This window comes from Parafannyhessea umbonata (genome assembly GCF_012844235.1).
Lineage (GTDB): Bacteria > Actinomycetota > Coriobacteriia > Coriobacteriales > Atopobiaceae > Parafannyhessea.
On sequence record NZ_JABAGR010000003.1, the window covers coordinates 158,407 to 184,448 of the forward strand.

Annotated in this window: 23 protein-coding genes; 12 read left to right on the forward strand and 11 right to left on the reverse strand. The window is 67.4% G+C overall.

Features of this window, described 5'->3' with window-relative positions; translation table 11 throughout:
- Window positions 1-4 precede the first annotated feature (4 nt).
- Window positions 5-580, reverse strand: coding sequence for a cysteine hydrolase family protein (locus HF885_RS04380; protein ID WP_235927308.1), 576 nt, complete (start codon window positions 578-580; stop codon window positions 5-7).
- Window positions 581-767: 187 nt separating this feature from the next.
- Between HF885_RS04380 and pepI the strand changes: the two genes are divergently transcribed.
- The gene (pepI, locus tag HF885_RS04385) at window positions 768-1,694 is read left to right on the forward strand and encodes a proline iminopeptidase (RefSeq protein WP_328804326.1); all 927 of its coding nucleotides are present in this window, start codon (window positions 768-770) and stop codon (window positions 1,692-1,694) included.
- A 63-nt stretch (window positions 1,695-1,757) separates the two neighbouring features.
- On the opposite strand, the gene glgB is transcribed toward pepI, so the two are convergent.
- The 3 genes from glgB to HF885_RS04400 all read right to left on the reverse strand — a co-directional run bounded on the left by glgB (window position 1,758) and on the right by HF885_RS04400 (window position 5,529).
- Complete coding sequence (gene glgB / locus HF885_RS04390; RefSeq protein WP_170103737.1) at window positions 1,758-3,629, reverse strand: 1,4-alpha-glucan branching protein GlgB; 1,872 nt, start codon at window positions 3,627-3,629, stop codon at window positions 1,758-1,760.
- 59 nt (window positions 3,630-3,688) lie between these two features.
- Window positions 3,689-4,633: a DUF434 domain-containing protein gene (locus HF885_RS04395; protein WP_170103738.1), complete on the reverse strand. Its 945-nt coding sequence runs from the start codon at window positions 4,631-4,633 to the stop codon at window positions 3,689-3,691.
- A 140-nt stretch (window positions 4,634-4,773) separates the two neighbouring features.
- Window positions 4,774-5,529: a tRNA (cytidine(34)-2'-O)-methyltransferase gene (locus tag HF885_RS04400; RefSeq protein ID WP_328804327.1), complete on the reverse strand. Its 756-nt coding sequence runs from the start codon at window positions 5,527-5,529 to the stop codon at window positions 4,774-4,776.
- Window positions 5,530-5,633: 104 nt separating this feature from the next.
- On the opposite strand from HF885_RS04400, the gene HF885_RS04405 reads away from it, so the two are divergent.
- From HF885_RS04405 to HF885_RS04425, 5 genes are all read left to right on the forward strand, one after another.
- Window positions 5,634-6,482 (forward strand): HAD family hydrolase, encoded by an 849-nt coding sequence (locus HF885_RS04405; RefSeq protein ID WP_170103739.1) that lies wholly within the window; start codon window positions 5,634-5,636, stop codon window positions 6,480-6,482.
- An 81-nt stretch (window positions 6,483-6,563) separates the two neighbouring features.
- Window positions 6,564-6,983, forward strand: coding sequence for a peptide deformylase (locus tag HF885_RS04410; protein ID WP_170103740.1), 420 nt, complete (start codon window positions 6,564-6,566; stop codon window positions 6,981-6,983).
- 71 nt (window positions 6,984-7,054) lie between these two features.
- Entirely contained in the window at window positions 7,055-7,870 is an 816-nt protein-coding gene (locus HF885_RS04415) for a winged helix-turn-helix domain-containing protein (RefSeq protein ID WP_170103741.1), read from the forward strand.
- A 68-nt stretch (window positions 7,871-7,938) separates the two neighbouring features.
- Window positions 7,939-8,442, forward strand: coding sequence for a pyridoxamine 5'-phosphate oxidase family protein (locus HF885_RS04420; protein WP_206109789.1), 504 nt, complete (start codon window positions 7,939-7,941; stop codon window positions 8,440-8,442).
- 170 nt (window positions 8,443-8,612) lie between these two features.
- A complete protein-coding gene (locus tag HF885_RS04425; RefSeq protein ID WP_170103742.1) occupies window positions 8,613-10,193 on the forward strand; it encodes an aminotransferase class I/II-fold pyridoxal phosphate-dependent enzyme in 1,581 nt (526 codons plus the stop codon).
- 259 nt (window positions 10,194-10,452) lie between these two features.
- On the opposite strand, the gene HF885_RS04430 is transcribed toward HF885_RS04425, so the two are convergent.
- The 3 genes from HF885_RS04430 to HF885_RS04440 form a co-directional block, all read right to left on the reverse strand.
- The gene (locus HF885_RS04430; protein WP_206109790.1) at window positions 10,453-11,412 is read right to left on the reverse strand and encodes a PfkB family carbohydrate kinase; all 960 of its coding nucleotides are present in this window, start codon (window positions 11,410-11,412) and stop codon (window positions 10,453-10,455) included.
- Between the two features lie 111 nt (window positions 11,413-11,523).
- Window positions 11,524-13,476 (reverse strand): PTS beta-glucoside transporter subunit IIBCA, encoded by a 1,953-nt coding sequence (locus HF885_RS04435; RefSeq protein WP_170103743.1) that lies wholly within the window; start codon window positions 13,474-13,476, stop codon window positions 11,524-11,526.
- Window positions 13,477-13,837: 361 nt separating this feature from the next.
- Window positions 13,838-14,821, reverse strand: coding sequence for a LacI family DNA-binding transcriptional regulator (locus HF885_RS04440; RefSeq protein ID WP_170103744.1), 984 nt, complete (start codon window positions 14,819-14,821; stop codon window positions 13,838-13,840).
- 148 nt (window positions 14,822-14,969) lie between these two features.
- On the opposite strand from HF885_RS04440, the gene HF885_RS04445 reads away from it, so the two are divergent.
- Entirely contained in the window at window positions 14,970-16,421 is a 1,452-nt protein-coding gene (locus HF885_RS04445; protein WP_170103745.1) for a glycoside hydrolase family 32 protein, read from the forward strand.
- A 120-nt stretch (window positions 16,422-16,541) separates the two neighbouring features.
- Here the strand turns inward: HF885_RS04445 and HF885_RS04450 are convergent, their stop codons facing one another.
- On the reverse strand, window positions 16,542-17,369 hold the full coding sequence (locus HF885_RS04450) for a hypothetical protein (protein WP_206109792.1): 828 nt from the start codon (window positions 17,367-17,369) through the stop codon (window positions 16,542-16,544).
- 231 nt (window positions 17,370-17,600) lie between these two features.
- Here HF885_RS04450 and HF885_RS04455 point away from each other — a divergent pair, with 231 nt between their 5' ends.
- Together HF885_RS04455 and HF885_RS04460 are read left to right on the forward strand one after the other, a co-directional pair.
- Window positions 17,601-17,912 carry a glutaredoxin family protein gene (locus HF885_RS04455; RefSeq protein WP_170103746.1) on the forward strand — a complete coding sequence of 104 codons (312 nt, stop codon included), beginning with the start codon at window positions 17,601-17,603 and terminating at the stop codon, window positions 17,910-17,912.
- A 721-nt stretch (window positions 17,913-18,633) separates the two neighbouring features.
- On the forward strand, window positions 18,634-19,323 hold the full coding sequence (locus tag HF885_RS04460) for a hypothetical protein (RefSeq protein WP_206109793.1): 690 nt from the start codon (window positions 18,634-18,636) through the stop codon (window positions 19,321-19,323).
- A 464-nt stretch (window positions 19,324-19,787) separates the two neighbouring features.
- On the opposite strand, the gene HF885_RS04465 is transcribed toward HF885_RS04460, so the two are convergent.
- Together HF885_RS04465 and HF885_RS04470 are read right to left on the reverse strand one after the other, a co-directional pair.
- The gene (locus HF885_RS04465; RefSeq protein WP_206109794.1) at window positions 19,788-20,987 is read right to left on the reverse strand and encodes an aldo/keto reductase; all 1,200 of its coding nucleotides are present in this window, start codon (window positions 20,985-20,987) and stop codon (window positions 19,788-19,790) included.
- Window positions 20,988-21,052: 65 nt separating this feature from the next.
- Entirely contained in the window at window positions 21,053-21,991 is a 939-nt protein-coding gene (locus HF885_RS04470; RefSeq protein ID WP_170103748.1) for an HAD family hydrolase, read from the reverse strand.
- Between the two features lie 228 nt (window positions 21,992-22,219).
- Between HF885_RS04470 and HF885_RS04475 the strand changes: the two genes are divergently transcribed.
- Window positions 22,220-23,788, forward strand: a complete 1,569-nt coding sequence (locus tag HF885_RS04475) for an alpha/beta hydrolase-fold protein (protein WP_170103749.1) — start codon at window positions 22,220-22,222, stop codon at window positions 23,786-23,788.
- A 117-nt stretch (window positions 23,789-23,905) separates the two neighbouring features.
- Here the strand turns inward: HF885_RS04475 and HF885_RS04480 are convergent, their stop codons facing one another.
- Complete coding sequence (locus HF885_RS04480; RefSeq protein ID WP_170103750.1) at window positions 23,906-24,838, reverse strand: AEC family transporter; 933 nt, start codon at window positions 24,836-24,838, stop codon at window positions 23,906-23,908.
- A 325-nt stretch (window positions 24,839-25,163) separates the two neighbouring features.
- Here HF885_RS04480 and HF885_RS04485 point away from each other — a divergent pair, with 325 nt between their 5' ends.
- The gene (locus HF885_RS04485; protein WP_170103751.1) at window positions 25,164-25,394 is read left to right on the forward strand and encodes a hypothetical protein; all 231 of its coding nucleotides are present in this window, start codon (window positions 25,164-25,166) and stop codon (window positions 25,392-25,394) included.
- 161 nt (window positions 25,395-25,555) lie between these two features.
- A complete protein-coding gene (locus HF885_RS04490; protein ID WP_170103752.1) occupies window positions 25,556-26,035 on the forward strand; it encodes a deoxycytidylate deaminase in 480 nt (159 codons plus the stop codon).
- Window positions 26,036-26,042: the final 7 nt, after the last annotated feature.

Genomic DNA, 26,042 nt, shown 5'->3' on the forward strand with positions numbered 1-26,042 from the left:
GCGGCTACAGGCCCTGGATCTGGCAGGAGCGCATGGTCTCGAGCGCGGCCTCGTGCTTCTGCGGCGTGACGCCGGCGCAGCAAGCGGGATCGACGGAGATGCGCACCTCCGGCAGCACGGCCTTCAGCAAGAGCGCGTTCGACACGACACAGATGTCCGTGCACAGGCCCACGAGCTCCACCTCGAGCTCGTGGGCCTCGGCCATCTGCCGCACGGCGCGCGCGAGGTCCGTCGAGCCAAACGTGGGCTTGTCAAACACGTGGTCCGCCGGCACGAGCTCCGCGACCTCAGGGCGCAGCTGCCAGCCGTCCGTCCCCCTTATGCAGTGGGGGACGGGCAGGTACGTGCCCTCCTGCGTGGAGAGGTAGTCCGCGGGGTGCGTGTCGCGCGTGGCGAACACGTCGCGCGCCGGGTACGAGCGGATCTTCCGCACGACGGCCGGGACAATGGCCCGCGCCTCCGGCGTGCCGAGCGCGCCGTCGATGAAGTCGTTCTGCATGTCGATCACGATCAGGATCTTGCGCATGGTGCCTCCCTCTGCGAGCGGGCCGCCGTGGCCCGCGCCCGTTCCCACCTGCATGCTACCGCGTATCGCGCGGCCGCGTGCCGCACGGCCGCGGCGCCGGGTGAGAAGGGCTTGGCCGCCGGTGCCGGCGACGGCGCCGGGGCTTCTCGGCCGCACGGCCGTGACGCCGGGCCGGCAGGCGGCTACAATTGCCTCGCGCGGGCGTCCATGGGGGACGCCGCGACGGCGTGAGGGGGCTGGCGTGTCTGACGATGTTGCCGCAAGGGCAGACGTGAAGGTGAGCGAGGGCTACATGCCCTTTGGTGAGTGGCGGACGTACTATCGCATCGCGGGCGACGTGCGGGCGGGGCTTGCCGCGGGCAAGGCGCCGCTCGTGTGCCTGCACGGGGGCCCGGGCTCCACGCACAACTACATGGAGCTGCTTGACCCGCTGGCCACGGACGGCCGCGCCGTCATTAGCTACGACCAGCTGGGCTGCGGCAACTCGTACGTGGAGGGGCACCCGGAGCTGTGGCACGCGAAGACCTGGGTGGACGAGCTCGAGGCGCTCGTGGCGTACCTGGGGCTCACGCGCTTCCACCTGCTGGGGCAGTCTTGGGGCGGCATGCTCGAGATAACGTACCTGGTGGAGCGCCAGCCCGCCGGCGTGCTGAGCGCCACGCTCAGCAGCACGCTGCCGTCCTCGCAGCTGTGGGGGCGCGAGCAGCACCGCATGGCTCGGATGCTTCCCGAGCCAGAGTGGCGCGCGCTCGAGCGCGCGGAGGAGACCGGCGACTTCCGGGGCGAGGCATACCAGCGCGCGATCGACCACTACATGCAGCTGCACTGCGCGGACCTTGCGTATGGGCCGGACGCGCCGGAGTGCCTGCGCCGCCCCAAGCGCAGCGGCACGGAGTCGTACGTGACGGCGTGGGGCCCCAACGAGCTCACGCCCGCCGGCACGCTGCGCGACTGGGACTACACGGACCGGCTGGGCCAGATCCACGTGCCCACCCTGGTGGTGAGCGGCACGGACGACCTGTGCACGCCGCTCGTGGCCAAGACCATGGCGGACGGCATCCCCGGTGCGCGCTGGGAGCTGTTCGAGGGGTGCCGCCACATGTGCTATGCGGACGACGCCCCTCGCTACCTGCGCATGATGCGCTCGTGGCTTGCCCAGAACGACTAGCCGCCCAAAGCACGCGGCCGCGCGCCTTGGGCCTGAGGCCGCCGGCCGCGGCAGCGCCGTGCGCTATTCCACGCGCAGGATCACGGTCGCGAACGGCGGCAGCGTGCACGTGAGCACGTGCGTGCCCGCGTCCAGCGCCACGGCCTCGTCGCCGCGCGGCGTGGTGCCGGCGTACACGTCCCAGTCGCTGTCGAGAAGGACCTTGGCCCTCGTCGCGCCGGGCACCTCGACCTCGTAGTCCTCCTGGGTCGCGCCGGAGAGGTTCAGCACCGCGACGACGCGCTCGCCCGCGGCCGGCTGCGCCTCCGCGCCCGCGTCCTTCTCGTCCGCGGGCGCCTGCGCGCCGTCGTCCGCCGCGGCGGAGCGGCGCTCGATGGCATAGGTGCAGCGCTCCGTGGAAGCGACGTCCAGCCACTGAAAGCCGTGCTCGGCGTAGTCCTCCTGCCACAGGGCCGGGTGGTCCAGGTACAGGTGGTTGAGGTCCGTGCAGAAGCGGTAGAACGCGTCGTGCTTGGGGAACTTGCGCATGAACCAGTCCTGCTCGCGGCACTCGTCCCACTCGCGCAGCTGTGCCACCTCGGACCCCATGAAGTTGAGCTTCTTGCCGGGGTGAACCATCATGTAGCAGTACAGCGAGCGCGCCTGCGGGAACTTGAGGTCGCCCTCGCCCCACATTTTCTGGGCGATGGTGGCCTTGCCGTGCACCACCTCGTCGTGTGAGAGCGGCAGCAGATAGCGCTCGTTTCTGAAGTACATCATGCTGAAGCTGAGCTTGTGGTAGTTGCCGCTGCGGAAGTACGGGTCAAGCTGGAAGTAGCTCAGCGTGTCGTGCATCCAGCCCATGTCCCACTTGTAGTCGAAGCCCAGGCCGCCCTGCTCCACGGGGCGCGTGGTGCCGTCGAAGTCCGTGGAGTCCTCCGCGATGGTGAACGTGCCCGGGTTGAGCGACTTCACGCCGGAGTTCAGGCGCTTCATGAACTCGACGTTCTGGTTGTTCACGCCGCGCTTCTCGTCCCCCTGCCAGTAGATGATGCGGCTGATGGCGTCCATGCGCACCGCGTCGAAGTGGTAGCAGCCGAGCCAGAAGTTCACGGACGACTGCATGAAGCTGCACGACTCGCCGCGGCTGTACATGAAGTTGTGGCTGCCCCACTCGCTTACGCCCACGGCCTCGTTGGGGTACTCGAACAGCGGCGTGCCGTCGTAGTCCGCAAGGCCCCACGCGTCCGTGGCAAAGTGCACGGGCACCACGTCCAGGATGCAGCCGATGCCGGCCTGGTGCAGCGCGTCCACCAGGCGCATGAGCTGCTGCGGCGTGCCGTAGCGGCTGGTGGGGCTGAAGAAGCCCGTCGGCTGGTAGCCCCACGAGCCGTCGAACGGGTACTCGCACAGCGGCATGAACTCCACGTAGTTGTAGCCGGTCTTTGTGAGGTACTCCACCAGCGGCTCGGCCAGCTCCTCGTAGGTGTACCAGTCCGCCGGGTCGTCCGAGGGCTCGTCGCCGGAGCGCTTGCGCCACGACCCCACGTGCATCTCGTACACGTTCAACGGGCCGTCCAGCTGGCGGTTGCGCCGCGTGCGGCCGGCCACCCACTCGGCGTCGCCCCACTCGTAGGAGAGGTCCCACACGATGGAGCGGTGGTTGGGCCTCAGCTCGGACGCGAACGCGTACGGGTCCGCATGGTCCACGTAGCCGCCGCCGTGGTAGATGCGGTACTCGTAGTGGTCGCCCGCCTTGGCGCCCGGGACCTCCGCCTCCCAGAAGTTGCCGTCCTGCGCACGGTGCATCTCGTGCGGGCCGTCGTCCATAAGCACCACGATGCCGTCCGCCGCGGGCGCGAACGTCCGGAAGGTGACGCCTTCGGGCGTGGCGTGCGCGCCCAGGTGGTCCTGCGCATAGAACTCAGTGCCGCGATAGAAGTTCTGGATGTCCATGCTCTTCCTTCCTTACGGGGCCCCATGCAAGGGGGCGTGTCTTGTGGCGGGCGCGTCTCTTACGAGAGGAACGTGTCTCCCGGGTCCTGGACGCTTATGGGGATCGTCGGTATGCGGCTCGCGGGGCCCCTGTCGTCGGCCGCGGCGCTCGTGCCGAAGGTGGAGGCGTCCGCCTCCAGGATGTCGCGCGCGGGGTCCGGGTACAGCGGGTCCTCGTCCGGCGCGATGGCGTCCAGCACCCACGCGTCGTCCACGCGGTCGAGCGCCGCGGCGTCCAGGCTCACCCAGCTCTGGCAGTGGTCGATCACCGCGCTGTCGTTCGTGGCCACGTACGCGCGGCCCGCAAGCTCGTTGTCCACGTTGTCCACCAGGGCCGCCTGCACCTTGGGCAGGCTGGGCTGGATGTTCGCCAGGGCGCGCACGTAGTCCGCTATCGTCTTCGCGAGGCGGCCGGAGTTGCGCACCGGGCGGTCGAAGTAGAACGTGGCGGAGGCCACCTGCGCCTCGGTCAGCAGGTCAAGCACAAGGTCGATCGCCTGCATCGTCTGCTCCACGGAGCGGTACGTGCCGTTGATGCCCGCAAGGTCGCGAATGGCGCCGTCCTGCGCGCGGATGAGCGGGGAGCGCACGAGCGCCACCTCGAGCGGCACGATCACGTTGAAGCCGTCTATGCACACGTCGCGGCCGCGCAGGTCCTCGAGCTTCAGGTGCTTCGCGGCGCGCGCGGCCCGCTTCGCCTCGCCGCTCACGCCGCGGTTCAGAAACAGGCGCTGCCGCGTGGTGAACTGGTAGCGGTTGCCCACGAACTCCACGGCCGTCTCGCGCGGGTAGTCGCGGTCGAGCAGGAACGACAGCTCGGCCGCCGCGCGTTGCAGGGTCTCCATCGACTTCGTGCCAAAGTCCTTCTCGTCCGAGGGCTGGTACCCGCGGCGAGGCGCGGCCGCGCCGTCCGCCTGGGTGCCGTCGCTTGCGTTTTCGTTGCTATGGGTGATGTCGTAAGACATGGGATGCTCCTTGGTTTGCCGGCGTTTCGCACGGATACCCCTAGTCTACCCATCGTGCGCCCGTGCGTGTGCCATGGCGCAACATCTCACACGCCGCTTGGCGGGCGTCCGCGCCTGGCGCGAACCGCCGCGAGCGCCGCCTACGCGCCGGCGCCCATGCCCGCAAATCCCGTCTGCCGCAGCGCCTCGTACAGCACGACGGCAACCGCGTTAGAGAGGTTGAGCGCGCTTATGCGCCAGTCGTCCACGTTCACGAAGTTGCCGCAGATGTCCGGTCGCAAAAGGGGAGAAGCGCCGGCTCCCGCGCTTGCGGCCGCGTCCCCAAGCGACTCCTCGTGCGCGGCCCAGGCGTCACGGTTGGAAAGCGATGCCGCATCCGGAAGCATAGGGATGCGCTCGCAGCTTTCGGGGTGCGCGGCGAGCACCTGCTCCGGGATGCCGGTGCTCTCGGAGCCAAACACCAAAAAGTCGCCGTCGCGGTACGTGGACTCCGCGTACGTGCGCCGCGCCTTCTTCGTGAGCAGGTGCAGCCAGGGCGCGTCCGCGGGCGCGCCACCGTTGGGCTCGCCGCCCGCGGTGTCACCCCCGTCCGCGGCGTTGTTCGCCAGGCCGTTCTGCCGCAGGAACTCCTCCCAGCCGGTGTAGCGCACCACGTCCAGGTTTGGCCAAAAGCCAAGGCCGGCGCGGCGCAGCATGCGGTCGTCCAGGCTAAACCCCAGGGGTTCCACCAGGTGCAGGCGCGATCCCGTGAGCACGCACGTGCGCCCTATGTTTCCCGTGTTTGCCGGGATCTCCGGCGCGTACAGCACGATGTTGAACACCTGCGATGCCTCCCGTCCCACGCGGCGCGCCAAGCCCGGCGCGCCCGCGACCATGCCCGTGGGTCCGTGGCCCACGCGTCCGCCCCAGCATCATAGGCCCATCTTGCCCCCGGCGCGCCCGCGGCGCCGCAGTGGTATCGTGACGTGACGGCAGTGGCCTGCGCGGCAGGGGAGGCACCATGATCAGGCTCTTCGCATCGGACCTCGACGGCACCCTCCTCAACGCGCTGCACCGCACGGACCCGGTGGTGCTGCGCTCGATCGCCCTCGTACGCCAGGCGGGGCTGCACTTCTCGCTCGCCACGGGACGCACGCTCAGGAGCGGGCGCCAGATGGGCTTTGCGGGCAACGTGTGCGTGGTGTGCGCAAACGGCGCCATCGTGCTGGACGAGGGCGGCGCCCCCATACGCACCCGCAGCCTCGACCCCGCGTTCGTGCAAGAGCTCGCCGCGGCGTTCCCCACGGCGCCGCTCGAGTTCGTGACGGTCCGCCACACGTACCACCTGCAGAGCCTGGGGCAGCACCGCGCGTCGTTCGGCAACGCGCCGCTCGTCCGGCGCATGCTCATGCGCGCGCCAGGGCTCGTCGGACCTCCGGAGCACGTGTACGACGTCACGCCCGCGCAGCTTGCGTCGCTCGACGTGCTGAAGGTGAACGCGCACCTCCAGGGACCAGGCCTCGCCCAGGACGTCCACGCGTTTCTCGCCCGGCACGCCGACGTGGCCACCAACGCCCCGTTCGACCCGTGCATGTTCGAAATCACAGCCGCCGGCGTCAACAAGGGGGAGGCCCTCGCGTGGCTGGCCGCGCGCCTGGGCATCGCAGAGGACGAGGTGGCCGTCTACGGCGACGGCGGGAACGACGTGGTTATGCTGGGGCGCTTCTCGCACGCGTACGCCACGGCAAACGGCTCGCCCGCGGCCAAGCGCGCCGCCGGCACCGTCATCGGGCCATGCGCCGCGTACGCCGTGCCGCGTCACGTGGTGCGGACGCTTCGTGCGCAGGGCTCGCTTCGCGCCGCCCGCTAGCGCCAACGGATATACTGTCGGGACGTACACGGCGCCGCACGGGCGCCTTGGGGCCGCGGACGCGGCCGGGAAGGAGCCCACATGATCAAGGAACTCTGCAAGGACGAAGCGATCCTCTCCAAGAGGTGCGAGCGCGCCACGGCGCAGGACGCGTCCATCGCGCAGGACCTCGTCGACACCATGCACTCGCTCGAGGACTGCGGCTGCCTCGCCGCCAACCAGATCGGCGTCACGAAGGCCGTCGTCGTGTTCCAGGACGATTCCGGCGCGGACCACGTGATGTACAACCCCCGCATCATGATGGGCCTGCGCGCCGCGAAGATGGTCGAGGGCTGCATGACGCGCGACGAGCCGTCCAAGGTCACGCGCTACCAGAAGGTGAAGGTCAGCTTCGACGAGCTGGTCGACGGCGAGCTCAAGCCGCGCCGCCGCGACTACACGGGCTTCGAGGCCCAGATGATCCAGCACATGTGCGACCACTGCCAGGGCAAGCTGGTCTAGCGGGCCGAATCCGCGGGGCCAACGCGCGCCCGGCAAGGCGCCAACCCGCAAAAGCGCCAAGGGAGAAGAACGTGCCATCCTCAGTCGCGGACGCCAACGAGCGTGCGATCTACTCGCTCATCTGCAGCGAGGACGGCGTGAGGGCGCGCGACGTGGCCCGCAGGCTCGGCATCGACCGCACGACGGTCAACCGCTACCTGTACGCGTCGCCGTTCGTGCGGGACCTCTGCTATCGCGACGACGCCTACCTGTGGTACGGCCTCATCGGGCAGACGGTCCCGCACCACGGCCTGGGCGAGTTCTGCGGCTGGTACGGCACGGTGGGGGAGTTCCTCGCGCAGGACCGCGACGCGTGGCTTGGGGAGCTCAAGCGCGGCTGCGCGCGCATCGGGCGCAACCTCAACGACACGCGCGGCCTCTTCCACTCGTTCATGGACACGCACGACGCCATGGCCTCGCTCTTCTCGGACCTGCGCCAGCTGGGGGCGCCGGACCCCACCGACTGGGAGCTCTGCTTCGAGCTGCGCATACGTCGCGCGCGCCACGTGCGCATCTACGCGGATGTGCTGCTGCTGGTGCCGCCGGCGCCCGCGTTCGTAGACGCACCTGCGCGCCCCGCGCCCGCGCGGCCGGGCTACGCGTTCAGCCTGGAGTTCAAGATGAAGGACGCCATCGACCAGGCGGAGGTTGACCAGGCAGCAAAGTACGTGCCGTACCTGGAGGTCGTGCTGGGCCCCACGTTCAACGTCGTCGCGGCGCTCGTGCTCACGTCCGCCCGCGACCTGTACACCCATGCGCGCATCTCGCGCAGCACCGCGGAGGTGTCCGTCGCCTCTGGTGATATGCTGTTCAACGTGCTCGACGAGTACCTGGGCTTCCTGTCCTAGGCCCCAGGCGCGTGCAGTCGCCGGGCAGCGGCAGCTGCAACCACGTCCAGAGTCACCGGGAGGTTCCCATGCAGGCAATGCGCAGGAAAGACCGCTCCGTTACCGATCCCAAAAGGATCGAGCGTATCCTCTCGGTGGCGCGCATCGTGCACCTGGGGCTCGTGGACGACGGCCGCCCGTACGTGGTGCCGCTGCACTACTGCTACGAGTACGCGGGCGCGGATCTCACGCTGTACATGCACTCCGCGCGCAGTGGCCGCAAGATAGACGTGATAGGCGAGGGCGCCCCGTGCTTTGTCGAGCTCGAGTGCGACGTCAATCTGGACGACGGCGGCAGCACCCCCTACAAGCTGGCCTGCAAATACGGCTCGTTCTACTCCAGCGTCATGGGCGAGGGCACGGCCTCCCTGGTCACGGATGCGGACGAGAAGGTCCATGCCCTCAAGCTCCTCATGCGCCAGCAGACGGGTCGCGACTTCCCGATCACCCGACTCATGGCCAAGCCTGTTGCCGTCATTCGCGTGCGCGTACCCGGGGGCTCGCTCACCGCAAAGGCCCACATGCGCAAGTAGGCGTCCCGCGCATCTCCTTCGGAATGCCACCCTTCAAATCTGACGGCATCGTGTCGATAAAATTGAACCCATGAGTTCAAAATCGTTGTGCTAGAGTGTCCGTAGTTCAATTTGAAAATTGAACTACGGACATCTGCGTTAGATTGAAATTGAACTACGAAAGGTCGGACATGTCCCGGAACCTCTTCAGCGACCGGCTTGCGGAAGCGATGGAGAAGAGCGACCTCCGCCAGTCGGACCTCATCCGCATCGCGGCGGAGCAGGGCCACAAGCTCGGCAAGAGCCAGCTGAGCCAGTACCTCAGTGGCAAGGTGACGCCTCGGGCCCAGGCGGTGGTCATTCTCGCCCAGGCGCTGGGCGTGAGCGAGGAGTGGCTCGCGGAGGGCGAGGCCGCGTCGCGGCAGGACGGTTCCGCTCCGACCGACGTCCAGCCGGCACCATGTGAGGATGCGCGAAGCGAGCAAGACTCGGGCTCGAAGGGTACCAGCAATATGAGGAAGGGCACTGCCACCGGCAGGCAAGGGGAAGGAAGCTCCATGCGCCAGTTCACGAAGTCTCACAAGCTCGACAACGTCCTGTACGACATCCGCGGGCCCGTCCTGGACGAGGCCTACCGCATGGAGGACCAGGGCATCCACGTGCTGAAGCTCAACATCGGCAACCCCGCGCCGTTTGGCTTCCGCACGCCGGACGAGGTCGTGAAGGACATGCAGGACCAGCTGACGGAGTGCGAGGGCTACTCCAACAGCCGCGGCCTGTTCGCGGCGCGCAAGGCCATCATGCAGTACGACCAGCTCAAGGGCATCCCCAACGTGGACGTGGAGGACATCTACACCGGCAACGGCGCGTCCGAGCTCATCCAGCTCGCGATGAACGCGTTCATGGACGAGGGTGACGAGATCCTGGTCCCGAGCCCGGACTACCCGCTGTGGACCGCGTGCGCCACCCTTGCCGGCGGCACCGCCGTGCACTACGTCTGCGACGAGAAGGCAAACTGGTACCCTGACATCGACGACATCAAAAGCAAGGTCACGCCGCGCACCAAGGGCATCGTCGTGATCAATCCCAACAACCCCACGGGCGCCCTGTACCCGCGCGAGGTGCTGCAACAGATCGTGGACGTGGCGCGCGAGCACCAGCTGGTGATCTTCGCCGACGAGATCTACGACCGCCTGGTTATGGACGGCAAGCAGCACGTTTCCATCGCGAGCCTCGCGCCCGACCTGTTCTGCATCACGTTCAACGGCCTCTCCAAGAGCCACATGGTCGCGGGCTACCGCATCGGCTGGATGAGCCTTTCCGGCAACAAGCGCATCGCGAAGGACCTGATCGACGGCATCAACATGCTGTCCAACATGCGCCTGTGCTCCAACGTGCCGGCCCAGTCCATCGTGCAGACGTGCCTGGGCGGCATCCAGCGCAGCCAGAACCTGCTGGTGCCGGGCGGCCGCATCTTTGAGCAGCGCGAGTACGTGTACGACAGGCTCTCGCACATGGACGGCGTCACCGTCACCAAGCCCGAGGCCGCGTTCTACATCTTCCCGCGCCTGGACCCCGAGAAGTTCCACATCACGGACGACGACCAGTTCGCGCTCGACCTGCTCAAGGACAAGCACGTGCTCGTGACGGCGGGCAAGGGCTTCAACTGGGAGACCCCCGGCTACTTCCGCATCGTCTACCTGCCGCGCAAGCATACGCTGCACGAGGCGATGGACGCCCTCGAGGACTTCCTCAGCTACTACCACCAGTAGGCCTGGGCGGAGCACAGCCAATCGAGCGCCATGTCCTGCCGGGCATGGCGCTCTTCTTTCCCCACGAAAAACCGAATGAATTAGGCGTACGAAAATATTTTATGTAACAAAACCTAACGAATTAGGCACTCGGAATTGCCAACAGAGGGCCAACGCATAAAAGGCGGGCGAGAAGGACGTGGCCTTGTCCTTCTCGCCCGCTTGGCGTGTAGGTGAAGCGCGGCTGGTGGGGGAGCCGTGCGACGCGCTAGGCGTTGTGCTAGGCGTTCTCCGCGAGCACCTCCTCGACCGCGTCGCGCGACGGCATGGCGGGGATGGCGCCCCTTTCCCGCACGCAGAGGGAGGCGACGGCGTTGCCGAAGCGCGCGAAAGAGGCCGCGTCGTCCAGCGTGAGCCCGCCGACGTCCTTGCCGGAGTCGAGCAGCGCGCACAGGAAGCCGCCCCAGAACGAGTCGCCGGCGCCGGTGGTGTCCGTCGCGTTCACGCGGAAGCTCGGCACCGTGCGTGCGCCCTCTGGCGTGACGACCATGGCGCCGTCCGCGTCGAGTGTTACCACGACGACCTTTGGCCCCTGCGCAAGGATCTTGCGCGCCGCCTCGTTCGGGTCGGACTCGTCCGTGAGGAGGGTGGTTTCCTCCGCGGAGATCTTTACCAGGTCCATCATGCCCACGACGGAGCGCATCTGCTGCGCGGCGACCTCGGCGGACGGCCAGAGCGAGGCGCGGTAGTTGGGGTCATACGAGAGGATCGCCCCGGCGTCGCGCGCGATGCGCAGGGCCTCGAGCGTCGCAGAGCGGGCGGGCTCGTCTGTGAGCGAGAGCGAGCCCACGTGCAGCACGCGCGTGTTCTGCAGCACGTCGCGATTGAGCTCGTCCGCGCGCAGCTGGGTGTCTGCGCCGGGCTTCCGCGCGAACGAGAACGTGCGCTCGCCGGTGGGGTCGAGCGCCACGAACGCGAGCGTGGTGAAGTAGTCCGGGTCGCTCACGAGGCCGGAGCAGTCGACGTCGTTCTCCTCGAGCGTCTGCCGCAGGAAGGCGCCGTGCATGTCGCACCCGACCTTGCCCACGAACGCCGTGGAGTGGCCGAGCCTCTGCAGTGCCACCAGGACGTTTGCGGGGGCGCCGCCGGGATTGCGCTCGAACACCTTCTGCCCGGCGGGTGATGTCCCGGCATCCGTAAAGTCGATCAGCAGCTCGCCCAACGCGGTTACGTCGTACATGCCCAGGTCCTTTCTGTCTGCGCCGACCGGTCGCAACGTCGCGACTGACCGTAAGGATATGCCATGCCGCGCGCCCGTGGCGGGACGCGCGGCATGGACTTGGATGAGCGGTTACTTGGAGAGCTTCACCAGGGAGGCGCCGGCAACGACCTTGCCGGAGGTTCCCTCGATCGACTTGAAGTCGTCGGAGTTGGTGACGATGACCATGGTGGTCGCGGCCTTGCCGGCCGCCTTGATCTGGTCGAGGTCGGCCTCCATCAGGAGCTGTCCCGCCTTCACGTGGTCGCCAGCGCTGACGTGTGCCGTGAACGGCGCACCCTTCAGCTCGACCGTGTCGATGCCAATGTGGAGAAGGACCTCGCACCCGGCGTCAGACATCATGCCGAGCGCATGGCCGGTGTTGGCCACGAGCGTGACCTCGCCGTCGCACGGCGCGTAGATGGCGCCGTCGGTGGGCTCGACGGCAGCGCCCTTGCCCATGGACTCGCTGGCGAAGACGGGGTCGCTCACCTGCGAGAGGGGAAGCGCGGTGCCGGTCATGGGCGAGACGAGCGTGGCAGCGTCTGCCGCGGAGGCGTCGACCTGCGGGGCGACCATGGCCTTGGGCTCGCTGTCCTTCGGGGCGTCGGACTTCTTGGCGGCCTTCGCCTTGTCCTCGTCCTTGTAGATGGTGCTGGTGATGCCGAACGCGACGCCGAAGGCGACGGCGAACATGATGGCGTACTGGACGGGCTGGGCGATGCAGAGCAGGATGCCGAAGATGCCGGTGACGCCGGTGCCGGAGGCGGCGAGGTTGAAGACGTAGCAGCACAGGGCGCCGCACGCGGAGCCGATCATGCCTGCGACGAACGGCTTGATCTTAGGCAGGTTCACGCCGAAGATTGCGGGTTCGGTGATGCCAAGCAGGCAGGAGATGCCGGAGGGAACCGCGAGGGACTTCGTCTTCTCGGACTTGGTGCGAAGCGCCACGGCGAGGCAGGCGCCGCCCTGGGCGATGTTTGCCGCGGACGCGATGGGCAGCCAGTAGGTCACGCCGTACTTCGCGAGCATGGAGACGTCGATGGCGGTGTACATCTGGTGCAGGCCGGTGACGACGGACGGGCTGTAGATGAGGCCGATGATGATGTAGCCGATGCCCAGGGGCACCTTGAGGAGGAACATGAGCAGGCCGAGGATGGAGTTCTCGAGCCAGACGAAGATCGGGCCGATGAAGAGGATCGTGATGTAGGCTGCGAGGGAGACGGAGACGAGCGGAGTCACGAAGAGGTCGAACATCTCGGGCACGGCCTTGTGGAGGCGTTTCTCGAAGAAGCAGAGTATCCATACGCCGACGAGGATGGGGATGACGTGGCCCTGGTAGCCGACCCAGTCGATGCTGTAGAGGCCGGGGATGACGTCGAGCGTGATCATGGTGCCCTTGGCAATGGCGTCGCTCGCGCTATACGCATTGATGAAGTCGCTGCTGATGAGCAGGGCGCCGAACGACGCGCCGAGGTAGGGGTTGCCGCCGAAGACCGTCGCGGCGCTGAAGCCGAGCAGGATCTGCAGGTTCGCGAGGGCGCAGGCGTTGACGAGCTTCGCGATGCGCCACCAGACGGTGTTCTGGTCGAGCATGAAGAAGCCGGCGCCGCCGTCCGCGACGGGGGTGCCCATGTAGCTGAGGGCGCCCATGATGCCCATGAGCATGCCGGACGCGACGATGGCGGGGATGATGGGAACGAAGACGTCGGAGAGGACCTTGATAGCGCGCTGGAAGGCGTTGCCCTGCTTGGCCGCCTCCTCCTTCGCCTCGGCCTTGCTGACGGCGGTGATGCCGCCCTGGCGTATGAACTCGTCGTACACCTTGTCGACGGTGCCGGTGCCGTAGATGATCTGCAGCTGGCCGGCGGCCTCGAAGTTGCCCTTCGCGCCGAGGGCGTCCTCGAGCTTGTCCTTGTCGATCTTGCCGTTGTCTGCGATCACGAGGCGCAGGCGGGTGGCGCAGTGCGCCGCGGAGACGACGTTGTCAGCCCCTCCCACGGCCTCGAGCGCCTGGCGCGCGGCTTCCTTGTAGTCCAGTGCCATGGTTCCCTCCCAAGTTTGCCTGGTACCCATCGTCGATTCCACGTGCCCCGGGAGCGACCCCGGCTCCCGAAAGGTGGCATGGCATGTGAAATCGTTCTCACACACTCACTATGTAACGACTTGGCGAGTCGAAAGCCCCTCTGAACCAGGGTTCGGGACGGACGAACGGTATGAAAACATCGGCGTACGGCACTGTTTTCGTGGCGAGCCTGTGAAGGCGAGGATTTGCGCGCCCTTCTCGCCCGGCGCGACGGGACGGCGGCCGCGCCGAGGGATATGGGATAGATTTCATAGCGTTTTTCATGCACGGGGCGTGTGGGGCCTCGCGGGGGGACGGCGTGCGACGGGGGCGGGGCGGGCGCTAGCGCGTGGAGTTGCGCATCATGATGCCGTAGGACATGCGAATCTCTCGTGGGACGACATCCTTGCTGGTCATGGCCTCGACCAAGAGCTTGGCGGCCTCGCGGCCGGACGTCTGGTAGTGGTGGTGGATCGAGGTGAGGGTGGGGGTGACGACGCGCGTGAGCTCGCTGTCGCCGACGCCGGTGACCTGCACGTCCTCGGGCACGCGGCGGCCGTACTCGCGCGCGCACGTGAGCGCGCCGAACGCGATGACGTCCGTGGCGCACACGAACGTGTCGAGCTCCGGGTGGCGGGACATGATGGCCTCCGCGCACTCGTAGCCGCCGTCGAGGGAGAACGGGCTCGTGCCCATGGCGTCCTCCGGCACGTCGAGCCCGAGCTCCGAGCAGGCGTCCAGGAAGCCGCGACGACGCTCCTGGCCTGCGGAGACGTCTTCCTGCGTCACGCCGATGTACGCGGGGTGCGCGCTGTTTTGCAGCACCTTGCGGCACAGCTGGAGCATGGAGCGGTAGTCGTCGTTGAAGACGGAGGAGTAGCCCTGCATGTCCTGGCCGAGGATGACGACGGGCACGCGCAGCGCGTCGAGCGCGCGACGGTGCTCCTGGTCGAGCACGGTCGCGATGAGGATGATGCCGTCCACCTGGTTGCCCTCCGCGAAGAGCTGCAGGTACGAGACCTCGGTCTCCTTGTTGTTGTTTGTGTTGGCGAGCAGCGTCTGGTAGTGGGCGTCGTTGAACTCGAGCGTCATGCCGGAGAGCATGCGCGAGACCGCGTGCGAGTTGACCTTGGGGAGTATGACGCCGACGATGTTTGTCTTGCCGGTGCGCAGCGTCTGGGCCTGCTGCGACGGGACGTAGCCGGTCTCCTTTATGACGCGGGCGATGACCTTGCGCTTCTCGGCGGAGACGTAGCCGTCGTTGAGGTAGCGCGACACCGTGGCGCGCGAGACGCCTGCGAGCTTGGCTATGGAGTTGATGTCCACGGGCCCTCCTTCCGCGCCGGGGGACGTGCCGTGACGGGGGCGTGGCGCCCTTGGCCGCGGCGATTCTCGCCCACAATGTGAGACCGATACCAGTATCATGTGACATCAAGGTGGCTCCTGTCAAAGTCGATTGCGAGGAGGAACACACATGTCCAACGCTCTTGAGCGCGACCTCGACGCGCTGCGAATTGGCGCGGAGGGGGCAGCGAGGCATGGCCGCTACGCGCAGGGGTTCCACCTGATGCCGCCCGTGGGCTGGCTGAACGACCCGAACGGGCTGTGCCAGGTGGACGGGACGTTCCACGCGTTCTTTCAGTATGCGCCGTTCAACGTGGACGGCGGGGTGAAGATGTGGGGGCACTCCACGTCCGACGACCTGCTGACGTGGGACTACCATGGCGTGACGCTCTATCCCGACCAGCCGTCGGACTGCTCGGGCGTGTACTCCGGGAGCGCCCTGGTGCGCGAGGTGGGCGGCCGAAGGCGGATGGAGCTGTTCTATACCGGCAACGTGAAGCTCGAGGACGCGGACGGCTACGACTACGTGCGCACGGGCCGCGAGGCTAACACCGTGTGGGTTACGACGGAGGACGGCGACGCGCACGGTCCGAAGCGCGTGGTGATGAGGAATGCGGACTATCCCGCGGACGACACCTGCCACGTGCGCGACCCGAAGGTGTGGGAGGGCGACGGCCGCTACCTGATGGTGCAGGGCGCCCGCCGCGACGACGACTGGGGCGAGGTGCTTGTGTTTGGCTCCGACGACCTGGCGCGCTGGGAGCTTTTGAACCGCGTGACCACGCCGACGCGCTTTGGCTACATGTGGGAGTGCCCGGACTACTTCGAGCTGTCCGACGGAAAGGGGGGCTCTGCCAAGGTGCTGAGCGTTTCTCCCCAGGGGCTCGAGGGCGGCGACTGGGACCGCAGGAACGTGTACCAGTCCGGCTACTTCATGCTGGAGGGCGACGTCGCGGGCTCGTGCGAGCTGGGCGACTTTGCCCTGTGGGACGCCGGCTTCGACTTCTATGCGCCGCAGACGTTTGCCGCGGAGGACGGCCGGCGCATCCTGATTGGCTGGATGGGGATTCCGGACGAGCCGACGTACGGCAACGACCCGACGGTCGCAGCCGGCTGGCAGCACTGCTTCACGATTCCGCGCGAGGTGACGCTTGCGGGCGGGCGCGTGCGGCAGGCCCCGGTGCGCGAGCTGGACGCGCGTCGCGCGGACGCGGCGCGATCTGTGGGCGGAGCGCTGGACGTGGAGGGACGCACGGCGTTCGACCTGGTGCTGGACGCGAGCACCTGCACGGCGGGCGTGCGCGTGACCCTGTCGGACGAGCTGGCGCTGACGTGGCGTGACAGCCGTCTGAGCATGGCGTTTGGGCGCACGGCGCGCTCCGACGCGGGCTGCGGGCGCACGGAGCGCTGGGAGCCGCTGCCGGAGCTGCGCAACCTTCGCGTGGTGGGCGACGCGTCCTCCGTGGAGGTGTTCGCGAACGACGGCGAGCTGTGCATGTCGACGCGCTACTATCCCCGCCGCTACCGCGTGCAGGTGGACGCGCCCGGCGCGGACGCGACGCTTTGGGGTCTTGAGGCCTAGGCCCTCAAGCGGCCCGCGGGGTCGCGGCGGCGGGGCTGGTGCCATGAAGGACGGGCGAGAAGGGCGTGGGCGCGCTCTTCTCGCCCGTTGGCGTGCGTGGGGAGTACGTGGCCGAATGGGCTACTTGCTGCGCTCGTCCCCGCGGCTTGGGTTGGGGTCGAGGTTTGCGTCCGCGCCGGCGTGCGTGCCGTGGAACAGCTCGAAGAAGTCGTGCACGGCGTCGCGGCTGGTGTCCGACGTGCGGAAGTGGAACTCTGGGTTCTTGGTCTTGAGCTGGCGGTACTCTGCCATCATGTCGCCGAAGATGTGCGCGTTCGAGGGCGGCGTGTACACGATGGAGTTTGCGCCGGCCTGGATGGTCTCTTGTATGGACTCGTCCGTACGGCCGCCCGTTGCGATGATGGGCACGGTGGGGAAGTCCTTGCGGATGTTGCGCACGACCTCGGCCGTCTTGGAGCCGGCGGCGACGTTGAGGATGGTGACGCCCGCGTCGAGGCGCGCCTGCACGTCCTCGTCGCCGGTGGCGATGGTCGCGATGATGGGGATGTCGATGACGCGGCGGATGAGGCGGATGTTGGAGTTGCTCATGGGGGAGTTCACGACCACGGCGAACGCGCCCTGCGCCTCTGCGTCCTGCGCGATGACGACGGAACGCATGCCGCGCGTGGTGCCGCCGCCGACGCCGACGAAGACGGGGCTGACCGCGGCGCTGATGACGGCCTGCGAGATGGCCTGCTGCGGCGTGAACGGGTAGACCGCGAGCACGGCGTCCGCGTTGCAGTTGCGGATGATGGCGACGTCCGTGGAGAAGACGATGGACTTGATGCGGCGCCCCATGATGACCATGCCCTTGGCCTGGTAGATCACTTCTGGGACCTGAATGGAGTGCGCTCGCAGCGTGCCGGTGATGCGTGGGACGTGGTCTTCGTCCTGGGTTGTGGTGACCATGCGTTTACCTTCCCTTCAGGTGTAGGGGCGTTGCCGCCTGCGTGGCGGCGGTCCCGCCGACGTGACTATGGACGTTAGGATATCCATTTTTGAGTGGAGTCAAACATTCATTTTTGACGAACGACGTTTGGCCACGTTTGCCCCCGCGGGGTTATGGGTAGACGTTCTGCAGGAAACGAACCGCCGCCCGCGAGGAGCGTAGGCGGCACGAACGAATGATGGGAGGCCCCCATGGCCAGCTTTGACGACCTGAAGCTCTACGTCCTGCCCGGATGCCCCTTCTGCGCGAAGGTGGACGCATTCTTGGATGAGCATGACATTGAGATCGAGCACCTGGACGTGACCCAGGGCACGAACGGCGACGACCTTGTGCGCATTGGCGGCAAGAGGCAGTGCCCGTGCCTGCTTATTGACGGCAAGCCGATGTACGAGAGCGGCGACATCATCGACTACCTGGCCGATCGCATTGGCGCGGACGCGCCGACGCACGAGGGCGGCGGCGCATGCCACTTTGTTCCCGGCGGCGGCCACGTGTGCGACTAGCGCGGGTTTGCGGCCGGCGCGGCTGGACGCGGCTCTTGAACCATCGGCTGGTTTTGGCGGGCGGATCCGTTGGGGGTCCGCCCGCCTTGCTGTGCCGCTCGCCGTTTGGGGGAGAAGGGCGGCCCTTCTCGGCAGGGGAGGAAGGAATCTGGAAGATGACGCGGTTGGCCCGTGGTTGCGCTCGGCTATTGCGGCGGAGAGGGTTGCTCTTGGGAGCGAGAGGGCCCGGATCGCGCGAGTTCGCGCGCAGAGATGTGGAAGTCGGCGTTCGGTCCGGGGTGACGCTCGCGGAAAGCGTGCGGGGCGCGTGCGGTCCGGGGGATACCATGCCGACATGTCGATTGTGGTCGTGGGACATATCTCCAGCATCGAGGCGCGTGACCTTGGCCTTCTGAGTGCCGCGGGCGTGAAGCCGCCGGCGGGGATGAAAGGTGACGCGATGGATGCGGCCGGACTTCGAGTCGAGGCCTTGCGCGTGACGCCACCTGCGAGCATGATGCCCGACGTCGCCGCGTTGTTGGCGAGGACGGGGCTACCCGCGCCCGTGCACATGCTTGTTCCCGCCAGGGCGGATGCGTTTGCCTCGCGCTGCGCCATACCCCACGGTTGGTCGTTCTGCCAGCCACGGGACGACTTGGCAGAGATTGACGTCGCATGCCCTGCCAGCGTGTTTGCATGTCCTCCCGAAATGGCTTTGATGCAGATGGCGAGGGGCCTTGGCGTGGCAAGGACGGCACTGCTTGTTGACCAGGTGCTGGGGACGTACAGGACCTGCAGGCGGGAGTCGGTTGGCTCGTACGGCCAGCTTGATGGTGTGTCTCTGGATGAGTGTACCGACGATTGCGGGACTACCACGGCATACGGGCTTGCGCCGCTGACGACGATAAATAGATTGTCAAACTATTTGGATGCGATGGCGGGCGCTCCCGGGGCAAGGGCGGTCAGAAGGGCGCTTCCGCTGGTGGCCGAGGGCCTGGCGTCTCCGCTAGAGGCTCAGACGTATGCCTTGGCGTTCTGCTCTCGTCACACGGGCAGCCTTGGTCTGCCAAAGCCACTCGTGAACCACCGGATCGAGGTCCCCGTTGAGGCGAGGGGCTGCTTTGGGTCTGCGACCATTCGGCCGGACTTCTGGTGGCCCGAGCAGCGCGTGGCGCTTGAGGTTCTGGGCGTTCGCTGGCATGGCGGTGCGAAGGGAATCACCCAGACCTCTCTGAGGGAAAAGGGGTACTACGCCATGGGGGCTTCTTGCATCACGATTACTGAAAGGGAGATACGGATGCTCTCGAGCTTCGAGTCCGCGATGGCGGTGCTGGCGAAGCTCTTGGGGGTGAGGCTTCGGCAGCCCACCAGGGCGTTCGCGAAGGCAAGGGGCCGACTGCGCACCGAGGTGCTGGACGTCAGGCCCGCGTAGCTTGCGAGTTGGGTGCCAGAGGGAGAGCGCCGACCGAGCGGGCTTGCCTGGTGCGCTTGCCTGGTGCGCGGAAATCCTAGGTATCGGCAAGACCGGAGATCGCACTACCTGACAGATTACGCTCCTGTCAGATAGTGGTGACTTTGGACGTATCACTTTCTGACAGATTGCGTTTCTGTCAGGTAGTGGTGGCGTACGAGGCGCGAAACGCGGGAAAGGGGCCTCTTGGAGTCCCACTTTCTGACAGATCGCACTCCTGTCAGAAAGTGGGGCTCACTATCCGACAGGTCGCACTCCTGTCAGAAAGTGGGGCTCACTATCCGACAGATCGCACTCCTGTCAGAAAGTGAGCGGTTCGCGTAATGCGAAGTGCCCCTTTTCATGCAAATACACCCCACAACCTGACAGTTTGTGCTTGTGTCAGATTGTGGGGCGCTACGTTTTGCTTCGCCATCCGCCTCGCGCTACTCCAGCGTGGCAGCCGCCTCTTCCAGCAGGCTTACGATGGGCAGGTGCTGCGGGCACGCCTGCTCGCACTGGCCGCACTGGATGCACTCGGACGCCAGCGTGTCGCCTGCGCGGCGCACGTAGTCCTTGCGCGAGCGCTCCAGGTTGCCAAAGAGCTTGTACTCGTTCATGGTACGGAAGATGTCCGGAATGTGCATGTGCACGGGACAACCGCCCGTGCAGTAGTGGCACGAGGTGCATGCGATGCGGTCGATGGCGTCGAACGCGCGACGGACCTCGTCCACCGTTGCCGACTCCTCCTTCGAAAGCGGCCTGAAGTCGCGCATGAAGCTCAGGTTGTCCGCCATCTGCTCCGGGGTCGACATGCCGCTCAGCACCATCATCACGTTCGGGAGCGACGCCACGAAGCGGATGGCCCACTGCGCGGGCGAGGCCGTCGCGTCCGCGGACCGAAAGATCTCCGCGACCGCGGGCGGAAGCGCGGCCAGCGTGCCGCCCTTCACGGGCTCCATCACCACCACGGGGACGTCGTGCGCCACCGCGACCTCGTAGTTTGCGCGAGACTGCACCACGGGGTCCTCCCAGTCGGCGTAGTTCAGCTGCAGCTGCACGAACTCCACCTCGGGGTGCTCCGTCAGCAGGCGGTCCAGCAGCTCCGGCCCGTCGTGGAACGAGAATCCCATGTGCCGCACCAGCCCGCGCGCCTTCAGGTCGCGCACGTACTCCCAGATGCCGTACGAGTCGTACAGTCCCACGTTGTCGCTGGACAGCGCGTGCAGCAGGTAGAAGTCAAAGTAGCCGGCGCCGGTGCGCTCCAGGCTCTGCTCGAACTCCGCCTTCGCCGCGGCCTCGTCCTTCGCGGCCCACTCGCCGGCGTTCAGCTTCGTCGCAAGGTAGTACGAGTCGCGCGGATGGCGCTCCACCAGAGCCTTTCGAACGGCGTCCTCCGACCCCTCGTACACAAAGGCGGTGTCCACGTACCTGCCGCCCGCCGCAAGGAACTCGTCCACCATCTGCGCGGTCGTCCCCACGTCGATGGTCCCGTCCTCGCGCTTCGGCAGGCGCATCATGCCAAATCCCAGCTTGATACAGTCAGGTGCAAGGGTCCTCATGGCAGCCTCCAGCTCGCTCGTCGCGGTCGCGTCACCCACCCATTGTGCACCAACGGGCGCGCCGTGCGCGTCTCGCGTCGCCATGCCGCGCAGGTTCCTCCGCCGTCGGCGCCGGGCGAGAAGAGCCGCCCCCTTCGCAGGCGCCCGGCCTACGCCCGCGGCGTGAAGTACGGCAGCGACTCCACCTTCCGGTCGCCGGCCGGCCTCGCGCGCATGGCAAGGCCGCGCTCGTTTGCCGCCTCGCACATGAAGTCCGGCATGCGGCCCTCCGCGCTCGCGCGGGCGATGTCCCAGATCGCGTCCGCCACGGCGTCGTCCGCGCTGGCCCCAATGTGCCAGCGCGCCGCGCTCGCCACCTCGGGCACGGCGTTCGCGACGGCGACGGAGTTCGGATAGAACCCCAGAAGCTCCAGGTCGTTCTCCGCGTCGCCAAACGCGGCCACCTCGTCCACGCCAATGCCAAGGTGCCGACGCAGCAGCTCAGCGCCCTTCGCCTTCGACCATCCCTCCGGCGCAACGTCGAACGTGGGCACCTGCGGCCCGGGCGACATCAGCCTGATGCCGGGGCACAGCGCCTCCAGCCGCGCGCGAACCTCGCCCATCCGCTCAACGCCGCCCATGACGTGGATGTTCGACTTCACCAGCGGCCCGTCCGGCAGGTGGTCCATCACCACCACGTCGTCGCTGTCCGCGCGAAACGCGTGCCCGGCCGCGTCGGGGTCGTCGCTCACGATCACGCGCACGGGCTCCATGGTCTCGGCGCGCATGATCACGTTCAGCATGAAGTCGCGGTCTCCCACCAGCTCCTCTGCCAGGCGCTCCATGCCCTCGCGGCACAGCTCGACCTGGCCAATGAGCTGCCCGTCCGCAAGCACGAGCTGGCCGTTGCTCATCACGGCGGACCGCGTGCACTCGCGCGCGAAGCCAAACGCCGCGCACGCGCCCTGGCGGATCCTCCCCGTCGTGGCGGCAAACGTGACGCCGGCGGCCTCCGCGCGCCTGATGGCGGCGATGGCGTTGTCGGTCGCGCGCGCGAGTCCAAAGTGAATCAGCGTCTCGTCCAGGTCGGTCAGGATGAGCTTAATCAAATGTCTTCCCATCTGCGATGCCGTGCCACGGGGCCGGCGGCGTGCGTTCCCAGGGCAACCATTATGCACGACGCTTGTGGTCTCCCCGTGTATGGCCCGCGCGGCCCGCACCTTGCGGGCGCTGCGGCAACGCCCGCTCAAATCTTGCGTGCCCACCCGCCCGCGTGACGCATAATTGGAACGGAAAAGCACCGCCCCGGCGATCACCCGTCGTAAGGAGACCATGGCATGAACAGCACGCACGCGACCCTGCAGAGCAACGACCTCTCCCGCGCCATCGAGGTGGAGGTGTACGGTGACGCGGGTCAGCCCGTCATCGTGCTGCCCGAGGGCGACTCCTCGTTCGCCAGCTGGTCGGAGGGCGGCATGATCGACGCGCTCGCCCCGCTCGTCGACTCTGGCATGATGCGCCTGGTCTGCACGGACTCAGTCGACCTCATGGGCTGGTACTCGCGCTACGCCGTGCCGGAGTATCGCCTGTCAAACATCAAGAACTTCTTCAAGTTCGTCGAGAAGGACCTGCTGCCCTTCGTCGCAAGCACGTGCGGGGACGATCGCCCGCCCGTGCTTGCGGGCGCGGGTATGGGTGCGCTGAACGCGTGCGTGCTCATGCTGTCCCGGCCGCAGCTCTTCGGCGGGCTCCTCGCGCTGTCGGGCACGTACGACGCGCGCCGCTTCGTCGTGGGAGAGCTCCCGGAGGGCTGGGAGGACGTCTCCCCGGTCGACATGGTCCCCGCGCTTCCCCAGCGCGGCAAGGCAGTCCGCCTGCTCAGCGGCCTGCCGCTCGCGTTTGTCTGCGGCCAGGACGCAAGCGAGGACGGCATCGACACCCAGCGCGCGCTGGAGCAGGCGTTTGAAGACCGCGGCATCGACGCCACGTTCGAGTACTGGGGCTACGACGTCCGTCACGACTGGGAGTGGTGGCGCAAGGAGGCCGCCGAGATGCTCCCCGCGGTGCTCTCGCCGGAGGGTCTCGCGGACCGCAGGCTCAGCGCGTCGCTCGCCTACGCGGAGCGCGAGGCAAAGCACGCGGCCGCGCAGCTTGCGGACGCACAGGCACGCCTTTCCGCGGCGAACGACGCGCTGAAGATCGCGAAGCACGACCTCGACGTCACCGCCAGGCGCGCAAAGCAGGAGGAGAAGAGCGTGACCACGTGCGGCGAGGCCGAGGCGGAGCTCGTGAAGGCCGCCCGCGTCGCATGGGCGGAGCGCGACCGCGTGGCGAAGCTCCTGCACGAGGCGGACTCCGCGGCAAACGATGCCCAGGCGAAGGCCGACGCAGCCACGAAGTCCCGCCGCGACGCGGAGTGGATCCTGGGCGAGGCGCGCGCGGCCGCATCGGCAGCCAGGGCCAACAACGAGGCCGCGCAGGAGTCCGTCGTGGCGTGCGAGGAGGAGGCCGCGGCTGCCACCAGGGAGGATGCGCTCGCACGCCAGCGCCTGGAGGACACCCGCGCCCTCATCGAGGAGGAGCGCTCCAAGGCGAAGGCCGCGGCGGAGCATGCGCTCGAGCTTGCGCAGAAGCCAGCTACGAAGACGCCCGCCGCGAAGAAGCCAGCCGCGAAGACGCCAGCCGCGAAGAAGCCAGCCGCCAAGAGGACCACGGCATCCAGGAAGCCGGCGGCGACCAAGAAGCCGGCAGCCGCCAAGAAGCCGGCGGCCACGAGGTCCGCGGCAACCAAGGCGCCTGCAACCAAGAAGCCGGTCGCGAAGACGCCCGCCGCCAAGAAGGCGCCCGCTCCCGCGAAGAGTGCGTCCGTCTCCGCTGGGAAGCCGGCCACCAAGCCCGCGGAGTAGCCCTTCTCGCCCAGCGCGCCATCCGGCCAGCCACCTGCGCAAACGCATGCCCAAGCGCGCCGTCCCGCGGGTCGGCCTGCGGGACGGCGTCGTGCGTCGCGGGGCCCTGCGGCCGGCCTACAGCCAGACCAGGTTCGCGAGCCCCACCACCAGGGGCACGGTCACGATGGAGAGCAGCACGGACACCACGACGGTCTCGACGGCGTACGCGTAGTCCGCGTCGTGCAGCTGCGCGTACACGGCGACGTTTGCGCCCACGGGGCACGCCGCCGCGATCAGCAGGGCCATGCGCATCTGGTACGGCATGCCCGGAATGACGGAAAGCAGCGCGAGCGAGAAGAGCGGCGACACCACGATGCGCGCCAGCGCCACGCGGTAGTTTGCCACGCGCGCAAGCATGCGGCGCACGTCCGTCTGCGCAAGGTAGACGCCGATCATGAACATGGCGAGCGGCGTGTTGAGCGCCGCCACGTCGTCGAGGCAGGTGGTGACGACGTCCGGCAGGGGAGGCTGCGTGCAGAACAGGGCGATGCCCACGAGCGACGCGATCATGAACGGCGCGGTCGCCACGTCGTGCAGCACCTGGCGCGGCGTGGGCGAGGGCTCCCCGTTCTGGCGGGTCAGGAGCGACACGCCGTACGTCCACTGCCCAATGTTCATGAGCGCGATGAACCCCACGTTATAGAACACGCTCTTAGCGCCGACCGTCGCGACCACGAGCGGTATGCCAAAGAAGCTCGGGTTGCTGAACGTGCCCGCGAAGTTGCCTATCGCGTCCCTGCCGCAGACCACGCGCGCCACCACCGCCGCCAGCACCAGCAGCACAAGCGCGACTGCCGTGCCCATCGCCAGTGCAAGCGCGTGCTGTGGCGTGCGCTCCACCATGAAGCTCTTGACGATGACCGCGGGAAGCGACAGGTAGATGAGCACGTTGCCGATGACCCGGTTTCCCTCCATCGATATCTTGCGTGCCCTGAACATCGCGAAGCCCACGCCCACCAGCACAAACATCACGAGCACCTGCTTCGCGAGCACGATCGACATCTGCATGGGCGGTTCCCTCCGTTGGGCGCGCGGCGCCTGATCACCAACGCCCACACATGATAGGACGGCGGGCGCGCCCGGGGTGCCGCGGGGATGGTCGCATGCAGAACGAACGTCCTTCCATGCGGAATGTAAGATGCAGTATTAGGCCAACTTGCACTCTATTTATAAGACATTTCGCTACTTACCGATTATTCGACCTGCAGGTATCCCGTATTGATTGAATATCTGCAGTAAAATGTCTAACATTCCCAAAAAAGCGGCAGCCGCACACCGCGGGGCGGGTGCGGTCGCCGCGCCGCAAGGCGTATAGGATCGATTGGAGCCCACCATGCGCAAGACCAAGACCTTCGAGGGCAAGCGCCACGTGTACGACACCGACAAGGCGGAGGAGTGCGGGCACCGTGCCTTCGGCGCGTTCGGCGACCCGGACGGCTACGAGGAGACCCTCTACAGGACGAAGGGCGGGCTGTACTTCGTGCTGGGCACGGGTGGCGAGGCCTCCCCGTATCCCGCGCAGGACATCAGGCCGCTCACTGCCGTGGAGGCAAAGCAGTTCTAGCCTGGCGGCCTCGGCCACACAAGCATGGGGCGGCGCCGGCAGGACCCGCCCCTCTATATATACACGGTTCGGTCCTTGCAATGCGGCACGGGTTGCTTCATCGTTGATGGCGTGCGCGGGCGTGCCCCGCGTTCCGCAATCCCAAGGCTGGAGGCAGCAACATGGCAGAGCAGCGCAGCGACGTGATTTCCTGGGACGAGTTCTTCATGCGGGTGGCGTTTGCCGCCAAGCTCCGCAGCAAGGACCCCAACACCCAGGTCGGCGCCTGCATAGCCGATACCGACCATCGCATACTCTCCGTGGGCTACAACGGCACGCCGCATGCCATAACGGACGAGGCCTTCCCCTGGGGCGACAGCGACGACCCCCTGAACGATAAGCACAGCTACGTCATCCACGCGGAGGCCAACGCCATCCTCAACTTCCGCGGAAGCCTGAAGGACATGCAGGGCGCCACGGTCTACGTCACGCTCTTTCCGTGCCACGAGTGCGCGAAGCTCCTGGTTCAGGCCGGCGTTGGCGAGGTCGTCTACCTGGACGACAAGTACGCCGGCTCCATGGACAACCTCATTAGCAAGCGCACGCTGGACTCCTGCGGCGTCACGTACCGCAAGGTGCACATGCCCCACGGCCTGTCCTAGGCCCTCC

Coding starts and splice junctions, on each gene's coding strand:
- HF885_RS04480 (WP_170103750.1), bottom strand. CDS start 24,838: ATGCAGATGTCGATCGTGCTCGCGAAGCAGGTGCTCGTGATGTTTGTG.
- HF885_RS04450 (WP_206109792.1), bottom strand. CDS start 17,369: ATGGTCACCACAACCCAGGACGAAGACCACGTCCCACGCATCACCGGC.
- glgB (WP_170103737.1), bottom strand. CDS start 3,629: ATGGACATCCAGAACTTCTATCGCGGCACTGAGTTCTATGCGCAGGAC.
- HF885_RS04425 (WP_170103742.1), top strand. CDS start 8,613: ATGTCCCGGAACCTCTTCAGCGACCGGCTTGCGGAAGCGATGGAGAAG.
- HF885_RS04380 (WP_235927308.1), bottom strand. CDS start 580: ATGCAGGTGGGAACGGGCGCGGGCCACGGCGGCCCGCTCGCAGAGGGA.
- HF885_RS04485 (WP_170103751.1), top strand. CDS start 25,164: ATGCGCAAGACCAAGACCTTCGAGGGCAAGCGCCACGTGTACGACACC.
- HF885_RS04395 (WP_170103738.1), bottom strand. CDS start 4,633: ATGTCTTACGACATCACCCATAGCAACGAAAACGCAAGCGACGGCACC.
- HF885_RS04435 (WP_170103743.1), bottom strand. CDS start 13,476: ATGGCACTGGACTACAAGGAAGCCGCGCGCCAGGCGCTCGAGGCCGTG.
- HF885_RS04430 (WP_206109790.1), bottom strand. CDS start 11,412: ATGTACGACGTAACCGCGTTGGGCGAGCTGCTGATCGACTTTACGGAT.
- HF885_RS04465 (WP_206109794.1), bottom strand. CDS start 20,987: ATGGCGACGCGAGACGCGCACGGCGCGCCCGTTGGTGCACAATGGGTG.
- HF885_RS04455 (WP_170103746.1), top strand. CDS start 17,601: ATGGCCAGCTTTGACGACCTGAAGCTCTACGTCCTGCCCGGATGCCCC.
- HF885_RS04475 (WP_170103749.1), top strand. CDS start 22,220: ATGAACAGCACGCACGCGACCCTGCAGAGCAACGACCTCTCCCGCGCC.
- HF885_RS04490 (WP_170103752.1), top strand. CDS start 25,556: ATGGCAGAGCAGCGCAGCGACGTGATTTCCTGGGACGAGTTCTTCATG.
- HF885_RS04405 (WP_170103739.1), top strand. CDS start 5,634: ATGATCAGGCTCTTCGCATCGGACCTCGACGGCACCCTCCTCAACGCG.
- HF885_RS04410 (WP_170103740.1), top strand. CDS start 6,564: ATGATCAAGGAACTCTGCAAGGACGAAGCGATCCTCTCCAAGAGGTGC.
- HF885_RS04420 (WP_206109789.1), top strand. CDS start 7,939: ATGCAGGCAATGCGCAGGAAAGACCGCTCCGTTACCGATCCCAAAAGG.
- HF885_RS04445 (WP_170103745.1), top strand. CDS start 14,970: ATGTCCAACGCTCTTGAGCGCGACCTCGACGCGCTGCGAATTGGCGCG.